The organism is Trichlorobacter thiogenes (genome assembly GCF_900167465.1).
Taxonomy (GTDB): domain Bacteria; phylum Desulfobacterota; class Desulfuromonadia; order Geobacterales; family Pseudopelobacteraceae; genus Trichlorobacter; species Trichlorobacter thiogenes.
The window spans coordinates 70,289-88,180 of record NZ_FUWR01000010.1; the positions used below are offsets into that span (position 1 = coordinate 70,289).

Annotated in this window: 19 protein-coding genes; 15 read left to right on the forward strand and 4 right to left on the reverse strand. The window is 55.0% G+C overall.

Translation table 11 applies throughout. The annotated features are described in order from the left end of the window. Positions 1-30: 30 nt before the first annotated feature. From B5D39_RS09920 to B5D39_RS09955, 8 genes are all read left to right on the forward strand, one after another. Positions 31-216, forward strand: coding sequence for an Rdx family protein (locus B5D39_RS09920; protein ID WP_078790312.1), 186 nt, complete (start codon positions 31-33; stop codon positions 214-216). Between the two features lie 497 nt (positions 217-713). Continuing rightward, on the forward strand, positions 714-1,385 hold the full coding sequence (locus B5D39_RS09925) for a TorD/DmsD family molecular chaperone (RefSeq protein WP_161947476.1): 672 nt from the start codon (positions 714-716) through the stop codon (positions 1,383-1,385). 96 nt (positions 1,386-1,481) lie between these two features. Then, a complete protein-coding gene (locus B5D39_RS09930) occupies positions 1,482-2,513 on the forward strand; it encodes a C-GCAxxG-C-C family protein (RefSeq protein ID WP_078790314.1) in 1,032 nt (343 codons plus the stop codon). Continuing rightward, positions 2,500-3,165, forward strand: a complete 666-nt coding sequence (locus B5D39_RS09935; protein WP_161947477.1) for a cytochrome b/b6 domain-containing protein — start codon at positions 2,500-2,502, stop codon at positions 3,163-3,165. Before B5D39_RS09930 ends, B5D39_RS09935 begins: the two co-directional genes overlap by 14 nt. Before the next feature lie 113 nt (positions 3,166-3,278). Then, entirely contained in the window at positions 3,279-3,467 is a 189-nt protein-coding gene (gene tatA / locus B5D39_RS09940; protein WP_078790316.1) for a twin-arginine translocase TatA/TatE family subunit, read from the forward strand. Continuing rightward, positions 3,468-3,641 carry a DUF6290 family protein gene (locus B5D39_RS09945; RefSeq protein ID WP_078790317.1) on the forward strand — a complete coding sequence of 58 codons (174 nt, stop codon included), beginning with the start codon at positions 3,468-3,470 and terminating at the stop codon, positions 3,639-3,641. A 164-nt stretch (positions 3,642-3,805) separates the two neighbouring features. Next, entirely contained in the window at positions 3,806-5,302 is a 1,497-nt protein-coding gene (locus B5D39_RS09950; protein WP_078790318.1) for a sensor histidine kinase, read from the forward strand. Then, a complete protein-coding gene (locus B5D39_RS09955) occupies positions 5,274-6,614 on the forward strand; it encodes a sigma-54-dependent transcriptional regulator (RefSeq protein ID WP_078790319.1) in 1,341 nt (446 codons plus the stop codon). The genes B5D39_RS09950 and B5D39_RS09955 overlap by 29 nt, the downstream gene beginning before the upstream one ends. Positions 6,615-6,789: 175 nt before the next feature. On the opposite strand, the gene B5D39_RS09960 is transcribed toward B5D39_RS09955, so the two are convergent. The 4 genes from B5D39_RS09960 to B5D39_RS09975 form a co-directional block, all read right to left on the reverse strand. Continuing rightward, a complete protein-coding gene (locus B5D39_RS09960; RefSeq protein ID WP_161947478.1) occupies positions 6,790-7,695 on the reverse strand; it encodes a 4Fe-4S dicluster domain-containing protein in 906 nt (301 codons plus the stop codon). Then, entirely contained in the window at positions 7,688-8,296 is a 609-nt protein-coding gene (locus B5D39_RS09965; RefSeq protein WP_078790321.1) for a TorD/DmsD family molecular chaperone, read from the reverse strand. The genes B5D39_RS09960 and B5D39_RS09965 overlap by 8 nt, the downstream gene beginning before the upstream one ends. A 72-nt stretch (positions 8,297-8,368) precedes the next feature. Then, on the reverse strand, positions 8,369-9,133 hold the full coding sequence (locus B5D39_RS09970; protein ID WP_078790322.1) for a 4Fe-4S dicluster domain-containing protein: 765 nt from the start codon (positions 9,131-9,133) through the stop codon (positions 8,369-8,371). Between the two features lie 18 nt (positions 9,134-9,151). After that, positions 9,152-11,722: a molybdopterin-dependent oxidoreductase gene (locus tag B5D39_RS09975; RefSeq protein WP_078790323.1), complete on the reverse strand. Its 2,571-nt coding sequence runs from the start codon at positions 11,720-11,722 to the stop codon at positions 9,152-9,154. Between the two features lie 111 nt (positions 11,723-11,833). On the opposite strand from B5D39_RS09975, the gene B5D39_RS09980 reads away from it, so the two are divergent. From B5D39_RS09980 to moaA, 7 genes are all read left to right on the forward strand, one after another. Next, positions 11,834-12,175 (forward strand): metalloregulator ArsR/SmtB family transcription factor, encoded by a 342-nt coding sequence (locus tag B5D39_RS09980; RefSeq protein WP_078790324.1) that lies wholly within the window; start codon positions 11,834-11,836, stop codon positions 12,173-12,175. 97 nt (positions 12,176-12,272) lie between these two features. Next, entirely contained in the window at positions 12,273-13,322 is a 1,050-nt protein-coding gene (arsB, locus tag B5D39_RS09985; protein ID WP_078790325.1) for an ACR3 family arsenite efflux transporter, read from the forward strand. A 90-nt stretch (positions 13,323-13,412) separates the two neighbouring features. Further along, entirely contained in the window at positions 13,413-13,895 is a 483-nt protein-coding gene (moaC, locus tag B5D39_RS09990; RefSeq protein ID WP_078790326.1) for a cyclic pyranopterin monophosphate synthase MoaC, read from the forward strand. After that, the gene (gene mog, locus B5D39_RS09995) at positions 13,892-14,392 is read left to right on the forward strand and encodes a molybdopterin adenylyltransferase (protein ID WP_078790327.1); all 501 of its coding nucleotides are present in this window, start codon (positions 13,892-13,894) and stop codon (positions 14,390-14,392) included. Before moaC ends, mog begins: the two co-directional genes overlap by 4 nt. 163 nt (positions 14,393-14,555) lie before the next feature. Further along, positions 14,556-15,152, forward strand: a complete 597-nt coding sequence (mobA, locus tag B5D39_RS10000; RefSeq protein WP_078790328.1) for a molybdenum cofactor guanylyltransferase — start codon at positions 14,556-14,558, stop codon at positions 15,150-15,152. Next, positions 15,149-16,921 (forward strand): molybdopterin-guanine dinucleotide biosynthesis protein B, encoded by a 1,773-nt coding sequence (gene mobB / locus B5D39_RS10005; RefSeq protein WP_078790329.1) that lies wholly within the window; start codon positions 15,149-15,151, stop codon positions 16,919-16,921. Before mobA ends, mobB begins: the two co-directional genes overlap by 4 nt. After that, on the forward strand, positions 16,912-17,892 hold the full coding sequence (gene moaA, locus B5D39_RS10010; RefSeq protein WP_078790330.1) for a GTP 3',8-cyclase MoaA: 981 nt from the start codon (positions 16,912-16,914) through the stop codon (positions 17,890-17,892). The genes mobB and moaA overlap by 10 nt, the downstream gene beginning before the upstream one ends.

Consider the following 17,892-nt stretch of genomic DNA (forward strand, 5'->3'; position numbering starts at 1 on the left):
CAGTACTGCGCATCTTGAGGCCAGCAACAGATGGCGGCAGGTCTTGCCGCTGAACTTGAAAAAAACCTGGAAGATGTAATCGTTGAGATTGAGCGTGGTCCCAAGCAGAGTGAACTGGCGGTGCTGGTGGATGGCGAGCAGATCTTCTCCCGGCTGGAGCAGATGCGGTATCCGACGGTACCGGAGCTGATTGTGGCCTGCCGTAGCAGGCAGTAGGTACTGGGCTGTTCCGGACGCTGCATTGGTCTGGAACAGCCTTTAAACCCGGATATTCCATTAGGCGGCACAAAGCGCCTACACGAGCCCTACCGGATGTTTTTCGGCATCTATCCGCCCGTTTTTCGCGCCAATAGACCCAGCTATTGGCTTGTCAAACGGACGAACATCTGCTCGCAAACCATCTCGGCAGCATCTCGTGTCCCAATGGAAAATCCGGGTTATTACATTTTCCCCTAGTCCATCCCCTCTAACCTTCATTCATCCTGTCTGTGCGGATTCCCGCACAGGGAAACACCCCCATTCTGGAAAACCGCACTGATGTAATACCTTCCCAAACCATCCCTTGGTAAAAAGTTGCTGAATTTTAATGTGTTAGCATTAAATTTGGAAACGCTGTTATTCGGCATACGCCTTGCTATTCAGACTGCAGTTAAAAGGTTTTGTTCAGCTGTAGTGCGGTTTAGTAGAACGACTTTATGTCTGGAGCGTTGCCTATGACACCTTTTCCCCCATCAAGCTGTGCAGTGTCTGAACCGGTTTCCGGCATTCGGGAACTGCCGGTTCTTGAAAACGGTTTTCAACTGCTGGCATCGATGTTCCGCTATCCCGATGAGCCAATCTGGCAGGCGCTTGCAGAGACGTTACCAGCAGCAGAGCTCTTCTCATCAAGTCTGCTTGGACGTCCACTGTCTCTGCCGCCTCGGCAATCGCTTGAACAGACCTATACAGCACTGTTTTGCACCAATCCTATCGGGTTGACGGCGTCTCCATATCTCTCCTGTTATCTGGAAGGTCCAGGGCGGATTGAAGGGGGCGGCAGACTGATGATCCAACAACTTCTGGCAGTGGAGGGTGGTGTTGCCGATCCGGCGATGAAGGAACCGGAAGACCATCTAGCCACTGTGCTGGAACTTGCAGGTGTGTTGTGTCGCAAAGCCCACGGGGATGATCCTGCAGAGGCTGCCGATGGTCGTATTCGCCTGCTGCAACTGACCGATACCATGCTGATTATGTTACCCCCTTTTCAGTCTGCTATTACGACTGCCGACTTCAGTTGCGTCGATTTCTATGTTGATGCCGTTACGCTCAGTCTTTGTCTGACCGTACTCTGTCGGGAACAGATACTTTTGGGGCAGCCAGAATGTGATGTAGATCTCGCACGGTAACCTGTTGAAGCTTTCCGCTGTAAGCACGGATAGCAAGGCTTCTAAGTATCAAATGCCCTTGGGTATATCTCACAAATTGAAAAACAGGAGGAACAAATGAAGGATTTGCAGAGAAGGGATTTTATCAAAGGGATCGCTGTTTTATCAGGAGCGGCGCTCTGTGGTGTGGCTACGACGACTATTGCAAAGGCTGCTGCTCCGAAAGAAGAGTTTGTGGCGCCTCCATTTCCATGGCCATATCAGGAGATTGATCCTGAATACGTCAGAAAACTCGGCCATTTGGGGTACTACCTTGAAGAGTGTGGCGGTGGCGCTTTCTGGGCGATCATGACTGCATTAAAAGAAAAAATCGGCTACCCCTACACCATTTTGCCTATGCCGACCAAAGAACAGTTTATCGCGCACCTTGCCAGCGGAAAGAAGGAAAGTCCCTTCGCTCCGATCTTGATGCAATATGGTGTCGGAGGGGTGGCAGGATTCGGATCTCTGTGTGGAGCGCCCAACGGGTCAGCCTCTGCGATTACACTTGTGGCGCCTTTTAAGGCTGCAGAAAAGATCATCCCACGGCTGATGCGCTACTATGAAATAGAAGCGTTCCCAACCGATAAGTCCAATGAATATGCGGTCAAGAAACAGTTTTTCCCACCAAAATATAAAAGCGAGAAATCGTTGCCACAATCGCCAAGCCATTCTGTTCTATGCCATGTAAGCGTTGGAAAATGGTGCGAAAAAGCCGGTTATGCCAGTGGGTCCAGTGAACGATCAGAACGCTGTGCACGAGTAACAGGAGATGTGGCTGCAATGGCGGTAACACTCTTGAACGCCTACTACAAAGGAAATCTGGAAACCGCATTCCCCATGAAACTATCGCAGGAAACCGCTGGCTGCATGACCTGCCATACAAAAGGTGAAAAGTATGAAACAGGTAACTTTACCCGGGGTGAAATGGAGTGCAACAGTTGCCACACCGATATGAGCCCCCATAAGTCAAAAAATAAAATAAAAACGGCTTATGGCATGGATATCGGCACCTTGGCCGGCGCTGCAGCGGTCGGGACCGTTGCAGGTATTGGCGCCCATGCGATTAGTAAGCGCGCCAGCAAGGGGGAAAACGATGGTGAAGAATGAAACCATAACCGTTAAGAGACACAGTTTTCTCTACAGGATGCTGCATTGGTTGATTGTGGCAGAGGTGTTGTTGCTGTTGCTGTCAGGACTGGGAGTTAGTGACTATCTGCCGTTTGGCGTTATGAGCAGAGGGGCGGGGAGGAGCCTGCATATTGTCCTTGGTTTGGGCTGGATGGGTACGATCACGTTCTTTGTCTACAATTTTGTGATGAGTGGCGAATATAACTGGTTTGGCGTCTCCAAGATAGGTAATGCCTTTGACTTCTTTGTGCACGAAATCAGATGTCTTGTGGGTGGTAAGAAGATTGAAAATCCGGTTGGCTATGAAGTCGATGAAAAGCGGTATGTCGAAAAGATCATGGCGACTGAAGTGCTGGCCTGGTGGGGCTGGCTGGCATTGTGGATCGCAATGGCCGTAACCGGTCTGGCCCTGCTTTTTCCCGAGAGTTTCAGTATAACAAACCGGCTGTGTCATTGGCTGTTGCCTGCCTTCAAGCATGCCACTGCGGCAACAAGAGTCATCCATATGGTCTTGTCCATGGTGATTGTCGTGTACATCATGATTCATGCCTATGCCTCCTGGGCCTTTGGGATGGTCGGTTCAATGATTTCAGGAAATAAGGATGAGCGGATTATTGCGTCAAAAAAATAGTGATTTCAGGTTGATATATTTTTGTCCCGGTCCCCTCTCCCTGCAAAGGAGGGGGGACCTTCACTCAGGGGAAAATTACAACAGATGGTTTTCTGACAGATAGGAGAAACAGCATGTTTGGATTGGGAATGCCGGAACTGGCCGTGATTGGCGGAATTATGCTGGTTATCTTTGGGCCGAGCAAGTTACCGCAACTCGCTTCTTCTTTGGGAGGCGCTATCAAGAGCTTTCGTACTGCAGCCGATGGTGGCGACAAGCAGGTTGAGTGTGGGGACTGTAAAAAACATGAGGAGAAAAAGTAAATGGGCAGAATGAGAGAAAATCCCCGTTACAATGTTATTTCAATGCGGGTTAGCGATGAAGAACGCAAGCATCTTGAATCGTTGGTGCGGCATACCCGTAAGTCTGTTTCAGAGCTGATGCGGGAGGCGATGGTGGAGCAGATTGAGGGGCGCGGGGGCTGTCGGGCAGCCTAGAGGAATCCTATGCCATGAACGTTTTGAGTCTAAAATGTCGTATGATCAGTTTTGACTGTGGTATGGTCCTTCCTGTGTCTTGACAGATGTAATTGTGGCCGACCGTCTGCGTGAGGCTGCAACGCTGTTCAGGCTTTCGTTAGATTGTAGAAAGAGGTGGCGATATGGGCATGAATCGCAATCTGGCATTTTTCAGCGGGGTGACGGTTGCCTTTGTGGCGCTGGCGGCTGTTGTTGCCGGTTGGGGTATCTACAGCCTGAACAATGCCTTTGAGTCGCTTCATCGCCATGAGATCAGCACCAAGCTGCAAACCATCAATATTGCCCGTGATGTCAACTATGTCTCCCGCCTGACCCGCGACATCATGCTGGGGGCTGATTACGAAGAGGATATGGAGGAGCTTGAAGAGACAGCCGCCGACATTGACAATTCCTTTGAGGCGCTTAACCGGGCCGCCCATGACGCCGGTGACCGCAAGCTGGTTGAACAGGCCAGACGTGACACCATGGCCTTTGTTGACAACTGCATCCAGCGGATGGAGCGGATCAGCGCTACTCCGCCCTCCCAACGTAACCGGGCCTTTGCAGCGTACAAGAAGGAGGCCACCCCGCTGGCCATGAAGTCGCGGGCAAGCTTCAGGGCCATCATCCAGAACGCCGATCTCCGGTTTGAGCTGGCGAATCAGCAGTTTTCAAAGACCATTCAGCGTACCTTCACCATCATCGCCTTGGCCGGTGCCTTGCTGACCGTATTTTTTCAACTTTCCACCAGACGCTACAAAGAACGCCGCATGGCAGAGGCGGCCCTGCGCAAAGCCCACCAGGAGCTTGAAGAGAAGATCACCGAACGTACCGCAGAACTGACGGCAACCAATAGTTCGCTCCTGGAGAAGATTGAGGAGCTGAAAACCACGGAAAAGATCCTGCGCGAGTCACGTGACAATGCGGTACAGGCCGGAAAACTGGCGGTATTGGGCCAGATGTCGGCCGGGATCAGCCATGAGATCAGCCAGCCGCTGACCGCCATTCATACCTTTACCGATAATGCGGTCAGTTTCCTTGAAAAGGGGCGTCTGCCAGAGGCGCTGGAAAACCTCGGGGTGATCAGCCGCATGACAGACCGGATCGCTGCCATTGTCTCGGAAATCAAGTCGTTCTCCCGCAAATCACCTGCTGAAAGGCAACGGGTCAGTATTGTTACTGCCGTCAATCATGCGGTTATGCTGGTGGAGCCGCAACGTCGTCAATTGAATGCGGTTGTTGCGGTGCAGCCGTTTCAGGAAACCCTGCAGGTCTGGGCTGACGTGGTCCGGCTTGAACAGGTGCTGGTCAATCTGTTGCGCAATGGTCTGGATGCGGTGAGCGACCAGCCGGACAAGCGGGTGACCGTGACGGTTCTGCAGCAGCAGGCAGAGGTGCTGATCATGATTCAGGACAGCGGGCCGGGCATTGCTGAGGAGGTCCTGCCGCAGCTCTTTGAATCGTTTGTAACCACCAAGCCGGTTGGCCAGGGGGTAGGGCTTGGCCTGGCCATATCCCAGATGATCATCACTGAACTTGGTGGTAGACTCACCGCCAGGAATCCTGCTACAGGAGGGGCTGAGTTTACCATTGCGCTGGAGGAGGTCGTTGATGGACAGCCACAACAACCACCAGAATAATCTTCCGATTTATCTGATTGAGGATGATGAGGCGGTCCGCTGCGGGTGCGAACAGACAATTCGGTTGGCCGGTCTGACTGTCCGTTCATTTGCCGCTGCTGAGACTGCCTTGAGCGCCATGGATGATCTGCCGCCCGGCATTGTGGTCAGCGATGTCAGGCTGCCCGGTATCTCCGGTATGGAGCTGCTGGATGCAATGCGGTGTTACGACCGTGATATTCCGGTTATCCTGATTACCGGCCACGGTGATGTCTCCATGGCGGTGCAGGCCATGCGCCAGAATGCCTATGATTTTATTGAGAAGCCGTTCCATTCAGAGCGTCTGCTGGATGTGATCAGGCGGGCCCTTGAAAAACGGCATCTGATCCTTGAACTGCGTCGGCTGCATGAGGATCTGGCTGATAGCGGCGCAATGCCGTTGATCGGGCATTCAGACGGTATCCAAAAGGTGCGTCGTTCCATCGCTGCCCTGGCCCCCACCGACGTGGATCTGCTGATCCTGGGGGAGACCGGTAGCGGCAAAGAGGTGGTGGCCCATGCGATCCATACCAGAAGTGGTCGCAGCGGGCCGTTTGTGGCCTTAAACTGCGGGGCGCTACCTGAGACGATCTTTGAAAGCGAGATGTTCGGCCATGAGTCCGGGGCCTTTACCGGGGCGACCCAGAAGCGGATCGGCAAGATCGAGTATGCCCATGGCGGCACACTTTTTCTGGATGAGATCGAATCAATGCCGCTGCAGCTACAGGTCAAACTGCTACGGGTGCTGCAGGACCGTTGTGTCGAGCGGCTGGGCAGCAACAAATCCATCCCGGTTGATTGCCGGATTGTGGCGGCAACCAAGGTTGACCTGCAACGTCTGTCCGAGCAAGGCGGTTTCCGTGCCGACCTGTATTACCGTCTGAATGTGGTCACGATCGAACTGCCGCCCCTCAGACAGCGTCCCGGTGACATTGCACCGTTGATGGCCTACTTCATCTCCCAGGCCTGCGCCCGTTTCAAACGTGAACCGGTGGATTGGAATGAGCAGGATCTGCTCCGGTGGCAGCAACATGACTGGCCGGGCAATGTCCGTGAACTGAAGGCCGTGGCAGAACGGCTCTGTCTTGGTGTTGGTGACAGCCTGGAACCATCCAGGATGGTTACTACCTCCCTGACATCGAAGGTGGAGCTGTACGAGCGGGGGCTGATCCGGGATGCGTTGAAGAGTTCAAAAGGAAATGTCGCAGATGCTGCAGAGCTGCTCCAGATGCCGAAGAAGACCCTGTACGATAAACTGAGTCGTCACGGGCTGGACCCGGAACAGTTCCGATAGGTGTTTATCCTACAAAAAGCAGTTCACACAACGGCGCAACGACGCAACGCAATAAAAAGCAGTGTCTTGCATAAGCGCAGTCTCTCACCAAACGGGTAAAACAGAATGTTTCTGTAACTGTTTGGTTTTCGTTGCGAGCGTTGCGGCTTTGCGTGAGTAACTGCCGTTTTAAAGTCTACAAGCTGATCGCCTGATCCAGGCAAAACTCCACACAGAGACCGCAACCGGTACAGTGATCCTGCTTAAAGGCGGGATGCTGTGCCCGGTCTGTGGTTGTCAGGGCACCGGTGGGGCAGATGGCTGCACAGCCCTGGCAGGCGGCGCAGTCCGGGGAGAAGGTTATCTGGTGGCTAAACGGTTTGCTGACCTGTCCCTGTAGATCTGCAGATAGTTTTGAGATGGTTTGGTTCAGTAACTCACGGCGTTGCGGCAGTCGTTTGTCTCCGTAGCTACCGTTTTGTTCAACCGGCTCTGTTGCGCTGTTCATGACAACAGCCGCTGTTTGAAACAGGGCGTTGCGGAATGAGCTGAAGAAACTACGTCGGTCAAGTTGTTCATGTTGAAGCGTTACGTTGGTGCCTGCCTCTGCCGTGATGATCCGGCATCCCCCCTGATCCCGTTTCTGTTCGTCAAGTAGCGATACTCTTTCCTGTAGCAGCGCTACCATGCTGTTGTTGGGGCAGTCAGGGCAGCTGCCCAGATGCAGGGTAAGGTCGGTATTCAGGCGGTGGATGAGTGTCAGCAGGTGCTCATCGGAAAGCCCTCCCAGGCAGGGCAGGGTTGCGTTGGCTGATTCTGTTGTGCGGCAGCAGCCCAGTACCGGCTTGGTGACCTTGGCTAGTGCTGCCAGACAGGCTGCAAAATCATGGTTGATCTCCAGGGCACCGGAGGGACAGACGACCGTGCAGAGCAGGCACCCTTTGCAGCGTTCCTGATCAACCGTTATCTGTTCATCAATGCTGATGGCGCCGTGCGGGCAGGCCTCAATACAACGGCGGCAGCTGCTCTCGCTGTAGCGGATCGGCAGACAGCGCGAATGATCAATCCGCAGATCGTTGCGGCCGCCGGTCTGTTCAGGCATCTTCTGTAACCGCTGCAGCACAAAAGGATGCAGTACACTGTGCAATGGCCGCGTAGAAGGGGGCCTCGCCGTCATCACTAATCGCTGCGCAGAACGGTGTCAGCCAGGGCAGCAGGAAGGTGGTAAGAAAATCCTGCTGTGCCTGAATATAGGCTGCTGCTCCGGCACTGTCTCCTGCAGTCGCCGCCTCCCGTTGCTTGAAGGCCAGATAGGAGAGGAACTCCAGCTCAACCGCAATATGGTCAGGCAGCTCCGGGAAGTCATCGGCAAGTTGTAGCCCATATTTCTGGTAGAAGGCCGCGACCCGTGCCGTAGATGCTCCCATGACCGTCTTTGACTGGTCCAGCCAGACCGAGCCGTAGGGCGGGGCAACCAGCTTGAACGGTCCTAAAAAGAGGCGGCTGTACTCCACCAACAGCTGTTCATCGGTGCTGCTCTTCAGGTAGGCTGCAGCCTGATTGGCATGGGCCGCAGCAGCCGGGCAGCACTGATCCAGCAGATCTGCCAGGATGTCACAACTCTGTTCCTCCCGCAGCTGTTCCGTGGGTGGATAAAAGCAGGCTGCCAGCAAACGGTAGGTGTCTTCATGCAGGGTGTTCATGGATACTCCGATACAGACGGGGGATGGAAAACCGCTCCATCCCCCGTGATTCAGCGTGCGAATGTAGCGCTATCAAGCCTTCTTTTTGGTGTCAAATGACCTGATGTAGGCCACATTGGGCTTGGTCTTCTTCTCTTCCTTTAGCCGCATCGGCTTGTGCTTCCTCAACGCCTGGGCCGGTGCGCTGGTTGCATCGTTCAGATCGCCAAAGATGCGGGCCTTTGAGGGACAGGCAGCTACGCAGTAGGGCTGCTCTCCCTTTTTTACCCGGTGCTCGCAGAAGATGCACTTTTCCGTTACCCCTGCCTTGCGGACGCTGGCGTAGTCAGGGTGCTGGTAATTGTGCTTATGGGGAGGGATAGCGCCGGCTGCCTTGGCCGTCTCTGCGCCGGAGGCGGTACAGCCCTTGATTATTTCGCTGCTGTCCTGTGAAGCCGGGTGAGCTTCAGCCATGTTGGCGCTGATGACGCTGTACTGAGCCTTTTCCTTGGTTATATCCGATACGCTGTAAGGACAGGCCTTCTGGCAACGCAGACAGCCGATGCAGCGCTCATCATTATGCATGGTGATGCCATCCGGTGTCTTGAACATAGCCTTGGGCTTTACCGGGCAGGCCTTGACACAGGGGGCGTCGCTGCAGTGGTTGCAGAGCACCGGGATGGTGCGGTAGGACGCATTGGGGAATTTTCCCTCTTCCTGATAGATAAAATCAGCCCAGTTAAAGCTCTGCCCATCGGCACGGCCCTGGGTGTTGTTTTCGGTCTTGCAGGCCAGGGCGCAGGCGCCACAGCCGACACACTTCTGCAGGTCTATGACCATTCCATATTGTTTTGCCATCTGTTAATCCCCCCTTTCCTAAACCTTCTCGATCTTGACGCCGGTAAAACCGCCGTTGCGTGCTGTAGCGCCACTGAGACGATCATAATCATCCGGCATCAGCTCGTTGTTGTTGCCGCCACGGGGCTGGGCCTTGGCATAGTCCTTGGCTGCGGTACGGCCATAGGCCCAATGGCCCTGTCCGAAGCATTTTGCCACGGTACCGGGACGTACCCCTTCCCACAGCTTGGCCTTGGTGATAATCGAGGCAGTGGGGGAGGTCAGGCGAATGGTGTCGCCATCCTTGATCCCCAGCTTCTTGGCATCGGCCGGGTTGATCTTGGCTACGTCGTCCCAGCTGACATCACCGGCATCAAGCTTTTTAAACTCCTGATACCAGACCGTGTTGGCAGAACGACCTTCACGGTTCAGGCGGGATTTGTGATCAATAAAGGTGAACGGGTATTCCTTCTCGCTGCCCCAACGTTTGGGGGTTTCATAGTGGGGGACAAACACCAGTTCACCCTGGGCCTCATAGCCGCTTGACTTGAGTACATCGTCAATACTGGTCTTGTGCTTGGCCGCAAACAGGGTCAGGGTCTTTTTCAGGGTCTCGCTGTAGAACTCAAACTTCTGGGTCACGGTCTTGAACTTGCCCCAGTTCTTTTTGTAGGCATAGGTTTCTGAATTGTAGATCCCCTTTTTCTTGAACTCAGCCCAGCTGGCGATCTTGTCACCCTTCAGCTTCTCCTTGCCGTTCCAGACCTTCTGGCTGGAGATCCTGGCAGCTATCTCGCAGAACTCGGCTGCATTGGTCGGTTTCTGCTTGGTCTCAGGGTCTTCAAATGAGGCGTAGTAGTCATACAGATTACTGAAACCACGGGCCTTCAGTTTTTCAGCCAACAGCCAGACAAACTCGGTCTCTTCTGACTTTACCTGCCAGAGCGGCTTTGCCACCGGCTGCTGGATGGAGAGGTGGCCATGCAGGTTGGCCATGTTGTTGAGAATCGACAGTTTTTCCGTAGGTGCAAAGGTGGCTGGCAGTACGATATCGGCAAACTGTGACATCTCAGAGGCGTTGGTGACGACATGGGCAAAAAACGGCACTTGGGCCATTGCCTTATCCCAACGACTTGCCCCGGTTGCTGAGAAGTTGAAGTTGTTCCAGGTGGCAATGCAGACCTTGACCGCACCAGGGTTTTTGAGCATGCCGTTGGCAATGTTGTTGGTAACTACACCGGCTTTGGGACTTTCTGTAACCTTGCCGTCCTTGTCCTTCTTGGAATCAAAGCCGCCCATGATGGCCGGCATATCCTTGGCTCCGCGACCGTCCAGTTTCTTTTCCTTGCCAAACTTCTTGGCGGTCTCATCCAGAAACTTGTCACTGATTTCCGGGAATTTGGTGCCGGGGGCACTGGAGGACTGGAATACGCCCCCTTCTGTTTCAACTGAGCCGAGGATGCCGTTTAAGGCATAGATAAACATGGAGGCATAGGTGCCACGGGGGGACATGGCTACCCCAGGTCCCATCCAGACCGCGCAGGCGCTGCCAGCCTTGCCCATGGTGCGTGCTACAGCAATGATCTGCTTTTCAGGGATCAGACTCTTTTTGGCAGCCCAGGCTGGCGTAGCGTCTTTCAGTGCCAGGTTCCACCACTTGATCAGACCGTGGGTCTGCTTTTCGACAAAAGCAGCTTCATCAAGTACGGCGCCAGCCTTGAACAGGTTCTTGCCCTCTTTAAAGTCACCTACAAACTCCTTGCTCCAGAACCCTTCCGTCAGCAGAACATGGGCAATAGCAGCGGCCAGGGCGCCATCCTCACCCGGCTTGATCGGCAGCCACTGGTGGGCCTTGGTGGTGGAGGTGCTCATGCGGGGATCTACGGCGATCAGGGTGCCGCGATCCAGCAGATCGCCAAACTTGTTGATGGCGTTGGGTACCTGCCGGTTGGAAGAGAGCGGGTCGCAGCCCCAGACCACCAGGCACTTGGTCTTGGCCAGATCATAGTCACGATAGCCGAAGAACCCCTGAGTATAGCCAGGCCCCATCTTCTCAGCCTCTGCGCAGATGGCGCTGTGTGAGAAGGAGTTAGGTGAGCCGAAGATCTTGGCGATGCTGCCATAGGCCAGATCAGTGGAGGTGGGGGAGTAGCGGCCACGCATGTACATGAACTTGTGGGGCTCGTTATTCTTGCGCAGCTCCATCATCTTGTCGGCAATGGTGTCCAGCGCCTCATCCCAGGAGATCGGCACAAATTTGGGGTCAACCCCCTTGCCCTTTTGCGGGTTGGTCCGCTTCATCGGTACCTTGATCCGGTCAGGATCATAGGTCTGCTGGATCATCAGGTGGCCGCGGGGACAGCAGTAGCCGTTGTTAGCCTTGGAAAGCTGATTACCCCGTACCTTGCTGATCCGGTTGTCCTGCACAAAGAACTCCACCGGACACCAGGCGGTACAACCCTGGCAAGTGGAGGGGATCCATTCCCCTGCTGTGACCCCAGATGTCTTGCCTTCGCTTGCAGCAAAGGCGTTCAGCTTCGGCAGTCCCACGGTTGCCACAGCGCCGGCCGCTGCCGTAACCTTCAGAAAATCTCTGCGATTAATCTCCATACCGTTTCCTCCTTTCGCAATCCCTGCTACTGTCAAAAGTGTCCAAAAACTTTTTGTTACAACTGTGCAACGGTCTTGACGTTTGTCCTGTCTGCTGGCTATAGTCGTTCCATGAAGAACACCGTTAAACTCTTTAAATCCCTGTCTGACGAAACCCGCCTGCGGATTCTGTTTCTGTTGCTGGAGCATGGCGAGCTCTGTATCTGTGACCTGATGACCGCACTGGAACAACCTCAGTCAACCGTATCCCGTCACGTGGCCTATCTGAATAACAGCGGTTGGTTGAATGATCGCCGTGGCGGTGTCTGGATGTACTACTCAATCCGGCCGGGTCTGACCGGTCTGTTTGTCGAACTGTCGACACTGGTTCGCAGCCGTTGTGCAGAGCTACCTGAGTGTGCTGCTGATCAGGTTCGGTTGCTGGCTTATAAACACGAAAAGAACTGTATATAACTATCTGAATATATTTTTTGCTCTATATGTATCCGCTTAAGCGGATGATAGGGTAAAACAGCGTTGGTGTGAAGTAAATTGTTGTGAGGTTTTTTTCATGGAACAGCAGCTTGGATCACGTCTCTCGTTTCTTGACCGTTGGTTGACCCTCTGGATCTTCGCTGCCATGGCGTTGGGGGTCGGGCTGGGCTATTTCATTCCCGGCACGGAAGCCTTTATTAACTCATTTCAGGTGGGCGCCACCAACATTCCGATCGCCATCGGCCTGATCGTGATGATGTATCCACCCTTTGCCAAGGTGAAGTATGAGGATATGCCGGAGGTGTTTCAGAACAAGAAAATTCTGGGCATTTCTCTGGTGCAGAACTGGTTGATCGGGCCGGTGCTGATGTTTGTGCTGGCAGCGCTGCTGTTGCCGGACAAGCCGGAGTATCTGGTGGGGTTGATCATGATCGGCCTGGCCCGCTGCATCGCCATGGTGATTGTCTGGAATGAGCTTGCCAAAGGCAATACCGAGTACGCTGCTGGGCTGGTGGCCTTTAACAGCATCTTTCAGGTGCTGTTCTACAGCGTCTATGCCTGGATTTTTATCACGGTGCTGCCGCCGCTGGTGGGACTGCAGGGGATGGCGGTTAATGTCAGAATCGGCCAGATTGCCGAGAGCGTCTTCATCTACCTGGGCATCCCCTGTATTGCCGGAGCACTGACCCGTTTGATCGGGGTGAAGCTGATGGGTAAAGAACGCTATCACCGTGAACTGGTGCCCAAGATCAGCCCCCTGACGCTGATCGCCCTGCTGTTCACCATCGTGGTCATGTTCAGCCTGAAGGGCAGCCTGATCGTGCAGTTACCGCTGGATGTGGTGCGGATCGCCATTCCGCTTTTGATCTATTTTGTGGTGATGTTTCTGGTCTCGTTCTGGATGGGTAAAAAGCTGGGTGCTGATTATTCAAAGACCACCACCCTGGCCTTTACCGCAGCCAGCAACAACTTTGAACTGGCCATCGCCGTGGCAGTGGCTGTGTTCGGCATTAACTCCGGGGCTGCCTTTGCCGCAGTGATTGGGCCACTGGTGGAGGTGCCGGTGATGATCGGACTGGTTAATGTGGCCTTCTGGTTGCAAAAGCGCTGGTTTCATGAATACTGAAGGTAGGAAACAGCAAGTTTTGATTGTTTGACCTGCATCAAAACAATTAGGACTGCATGCAACTACTTTGTATAAGGGAGATCCTATCTGATGTCATTCAATCATTTTGACAGCAAGGGACAGGCAATCATGGTGGATATCAGTGCCAAGCAGCCCACCCTGCGCACCGCCATAGCCCGCTCAACGGTACAGATGCAACCGGCCACGCTGCAGATGGTGGTGGATGGCGCACTGGCCAAGGGGGATGTGCTGGGGGTGGCGAGGTTGGCCGGTATTGCGGCAGCCAAAAAGACCCCGGACCTGATCCCCCTTTCTCATCCCCTGGCCCTGCATGCCGTGGGGATTGAGTTTAACTGGAATCTTGAAGCTGGCAGCATTGCGGTTGAGGCCACGGTGCGGGCCTTTGAGCGGACCGGGGTGGAGATGGAGGCGATGGTGGCCGCATCGGTTGCGGCGCTGACGGTCTATGATATGTGCAAAGGCCAGGATAAAGGGATCAGCATTACAGAGACGTTGCTACTGTTTAAAGAAGGTGGCAAGAGCGGCACCTATCAACGGGATGCTGCCCTATGAAAGCGGCAATTTTGACGGTCAGTGACAAAGGCTCCCGTGGCCAGCGGGAAGATAGCGGTGGACCGCTGCTGCAACAGTGGCTGGCAGGGCAGGGGGTGGAGATCGTCTGCACCGGAATGGTGCCGGATGAGCTGGAACAGATTGCAGCAGCACTACGGGAATGGGCTGACCACGACCAGCCGGAGCTGATTCTGACCACCGGCGGCACCGGCGTATCTCCACGGGATGTGACACCTGAGGCGACCCTGCAGGTGCTGGATCGACTGTTGCCCGGCTTTGGTGAGCTGATGCGGGCTGAGAGCCTGAAGATCACCCCCATGGCGATCCTGTCACGGGCAGTGGCTGGTATCCGCAAACAGAGCCTGATCATCAATCTGCCCGGCAGCCCAAAAGGGGCGATTGAGAATCTGGCTGCAATCTGGGCAGCAGTTCCCCATGCGGTCAGTAAGATCCGGGGTGATAGTGCAGATTGCGACGGGATCGGACGCCGACAATGAATCGGATAAAAATATTTAGCCACAGAGGTCACAGAGAACACAGAGGAACTACAGGTAAATCTTTTTTATCTGATCAGGCCGATTGTGAATTTTGCCAATCGTTCGTTTTGTTTTTCTTTCCTCTGAGAACTCTGTGTGCTCTGTGGCAAAGTCTTTTGCCTGTATGATCAGCCAATGTAACGACATAACCGGCGTAATCCTGGTGGGTGGCAAGAGTCGTCGCATGGGGCAGGATAAGGCGTTCCTGCTGATCGAAGGTCTGCCGGTGATCGAGCGGATTATCAGAACCATGCAGGGCTGTTTCAAAGATCTGCTGCTGGTGGGTGATCGCCCTGAGCGGTTTGAATCCTACGGTCTGCCGGTGGTACCGGATCTCTACCCCGGTAGCTCCCTGGGGGGTCTGTATACCGGCCTGCAGCATGCTGGAACTGACCGGATCTTTGTTACTTCCTGCGATATCCCGTTTTCCAATCCAGAGCTAATCCGGTTTATCTGCACTGATACGAACCCATACGATGCGGTGATTCCTGCCACGGAAGGCGGGTTGGAGCCGTTGTTTGCCCTCTACCACAAGTCTTGCCTACCGGCCATGCAGACTGCACTTGAGGCCGGCAACTTTCGGATCACAGCCGTTCTTCAGCAGTTGCAGATTAAAACCATTGCCCCGGAACAGTTGAGGCAGCTTGATGCCGATGGCCGGGCACTGCTGAACATCAACACCCCTGACGAGTATGCGGCCTGCAAGGAGCTGAAACCATGAAGAAACCACCGGTTGTCTCCTTTGTGGCCCATTCCGGCACCGGCAAGACCACCCTGTTGGAGCAGCTGATTCCGATCCTGAAGGCTCGTGGCTACCGGGTCGGGGCGATCAAGCATGATGCCCACCGCTTTGAGATCGATCATCCCGGTAAAGATAGTCACCGTTTGACCGTTGCCGGTGCAGACAGCATGCTGATCTGCTCAGGTGAAAAGCTGGCTCTGGTGCGTCAGCATCAGCAGGCCCCAACCGTTGAGGAGCTGCTGGCGATCTGCGGGGTGGATCTGGATATCATTCTGACTGAAGGGTTCAAGCAGAGCAGCCTGCCCAAGATAGAGCTGCACCGTGCAGCCTTGGGCCGGGAGCTGATCTGTCGCGGTACGAACCATGATCCAGCCCTGCTGGCGGTGGCCAGTGATGTTCCACTTGTGCTTGATGTCCCGCTGCTTGATCTGAACAACCCGGCTGAAATTGCCGCCTTTATTGAGGAATATGCCATGCAGAACAGTCTTGTGACCGAACTGGCAAAAAAGCAGGAAGGTAAGCAGCCGCTGACCTCTGTTAAACAGGCCTTTAGCACCGTACTGGAGCATGGCGTGCAGGCTGGCGTCTGTTGTCTGCCGTTGCTGGATGCCCTGGGCCGGGTGCTTGCCGAAGACCAGATTGCTCAATTTGACATCCCGTCCTGTGATTACTCGGCCATGGACGGCTATGGCTTCTGTCATGACGATGTCGGGCAGGGGGCGTTGCGGGCAGAGGGGTTTCTGCCTGCCGGGCAAGCCGGACAGGAAACGGTTGCCCCGGGCACGGCCATCAGGATCATGACCGGCGCGCCGATCCCCCCTGGCTGCGATACGGTGGTGCCTTTGGAAAATCTGCAAGTGTTGGACGGCCTACTGCAGTTTATCAAACCGTTCTCCGTTGGGGACAATATCCGGCGGGCCGGTGAGGATCTGCAGCAGGGGCAGCGGGCTGTTACGGCAGGTACGGTACTGCGTTTTCAGGAAATAACCCTGCTATCAGCCATGAACCTTAGCACGGTGCCGGTCTATGCGCCGTTACGGGTGGCGATCCTGGCCACCGGCGATGAACTGCTGGAACCGGGTTCAGAGCGCAGGCCGGGGATGGTCATCAACAGTAACAGCAACGCCCTGGCAGCCCAGGTGCGGGAGGCCGGTGCAGAGCCGCTGCTGATGGGGATTGCCGAGGATCAACCGGAGATTACCCGTGAGCGGTTACGGGCCTGCCTGTCGGCTGATCTGGTGCTGGTCACCGGTGGCGCATCAGCCGGCGACCATGACTATGTCAAACCGGCCCTGCTGGAGCTGGGTGGCAGCATGCTGTTTGACGGGGTTAATATCAAGCCGGGCAAACCGTTTGGTATGGGACTGCTGCAGGGCAAGCCGGTCTTTTCGCTGCCCGGCAATCCGGTGGCAGCCATGGTGATCTTTGAGCTGTTTGTCAGGCCGATGCTGCTGAAGGGGGGCGGCAGGCAGCAGGTTTTCAGGCCCTCTGTCCAGGCGGTGCTGACTGAGCCTGCACGTAACAAGGGGGCACGGCCCCATTTTGTGGGTGCTGTACTGAACAGTAGCTCAGATGGCTGGGAGGTTTCCATTACCGGCAGTCAAAGTTCCGGGCGGATCAGCTCACTGACCCTGGCATCAGGGCTGGCTTTGCTGGCGCCGGAAAGCAGCTATCAGCCCGGTGATGCGGTAACGGTGCTGGTGCTGGATACCACCGTTGGCATGCAGGCGGTGAGCCCATGGGATTGAAAGATACCCACGGCCGCAAGATCAACTACCTGCGTCTGTCAGTGACCGATCGCTGCAACCTGCGCTGTTTCTACTGTATGCCCCATGAGGGGGTGCCCGATGTCGGCCACAGCGGGATTCTCTCCTTTGAAGAACTGCAGATGATTGCCGAGTGCTCAGTTGGTCTGGGGATTGAGAAGATCAGGATCACCGGCGGTGAACCAACCGTACGGGCGGGTCTGGTGGGGTTTCTGACAAAGCTCTCTGCCATTCCCGGCCTGCGTCACCTGGCCCTGACCACTAATGGTCTGCTGCTGGAGCAGATGGTCGCTGACCTGTACCGGGCCGGTGTCCAACGTCTCAACGTCAGCCTTGATTCCCTGAATCCGCAGCGCTTTAAAGAAATCACCCGTGGCGGAGAGCTTAACAAGGTGCTGGCCGGGCTTGATGCTGCGGTGGCGGCCGGTTTTCCGCCCCCCAAGATCAATGTGGTGATCATGCGAGGGATCAATGATGGTGAGGTCCTTGATTTTGCAGAGCTGACCCGCAGCAGGGGCTGTTCCGTTCGTTTTATTGAGTATATGCCGGTGGTCAAGGAAGATGGCTGGCAACGGCTCTGTTTTTCCGGCCAGGAGGTGCTGCAGCGGATCAGAGAACAGCACCCGTTGGAACCGGTCAACAAAGGGGATTTTGCCGGGCCATCCCAGGATTACCGGATACCCGGTGCAGCTGGCAGTATCGGCATTATCACGGCAGTGTCCGGCCACTTCTGTGTTGACTGCAACCGGATTCGGGTTACGGCACGGGGACAGGCCAAGGGTTGTCTGTTCAGTGATGAAAAGGTTGATCTGCTGCCGTTTCTGCGACCACCCGACTGCCAGGCACTCTGTTCGGCGCTGCAGCGGATTGTTGCCTCAAAGCCGGAAGGGCATGGCATCAGATGTGGCGAGTATGAACACAGTAACTTCAGTATGGCCCAGGTGGGGGGGTAG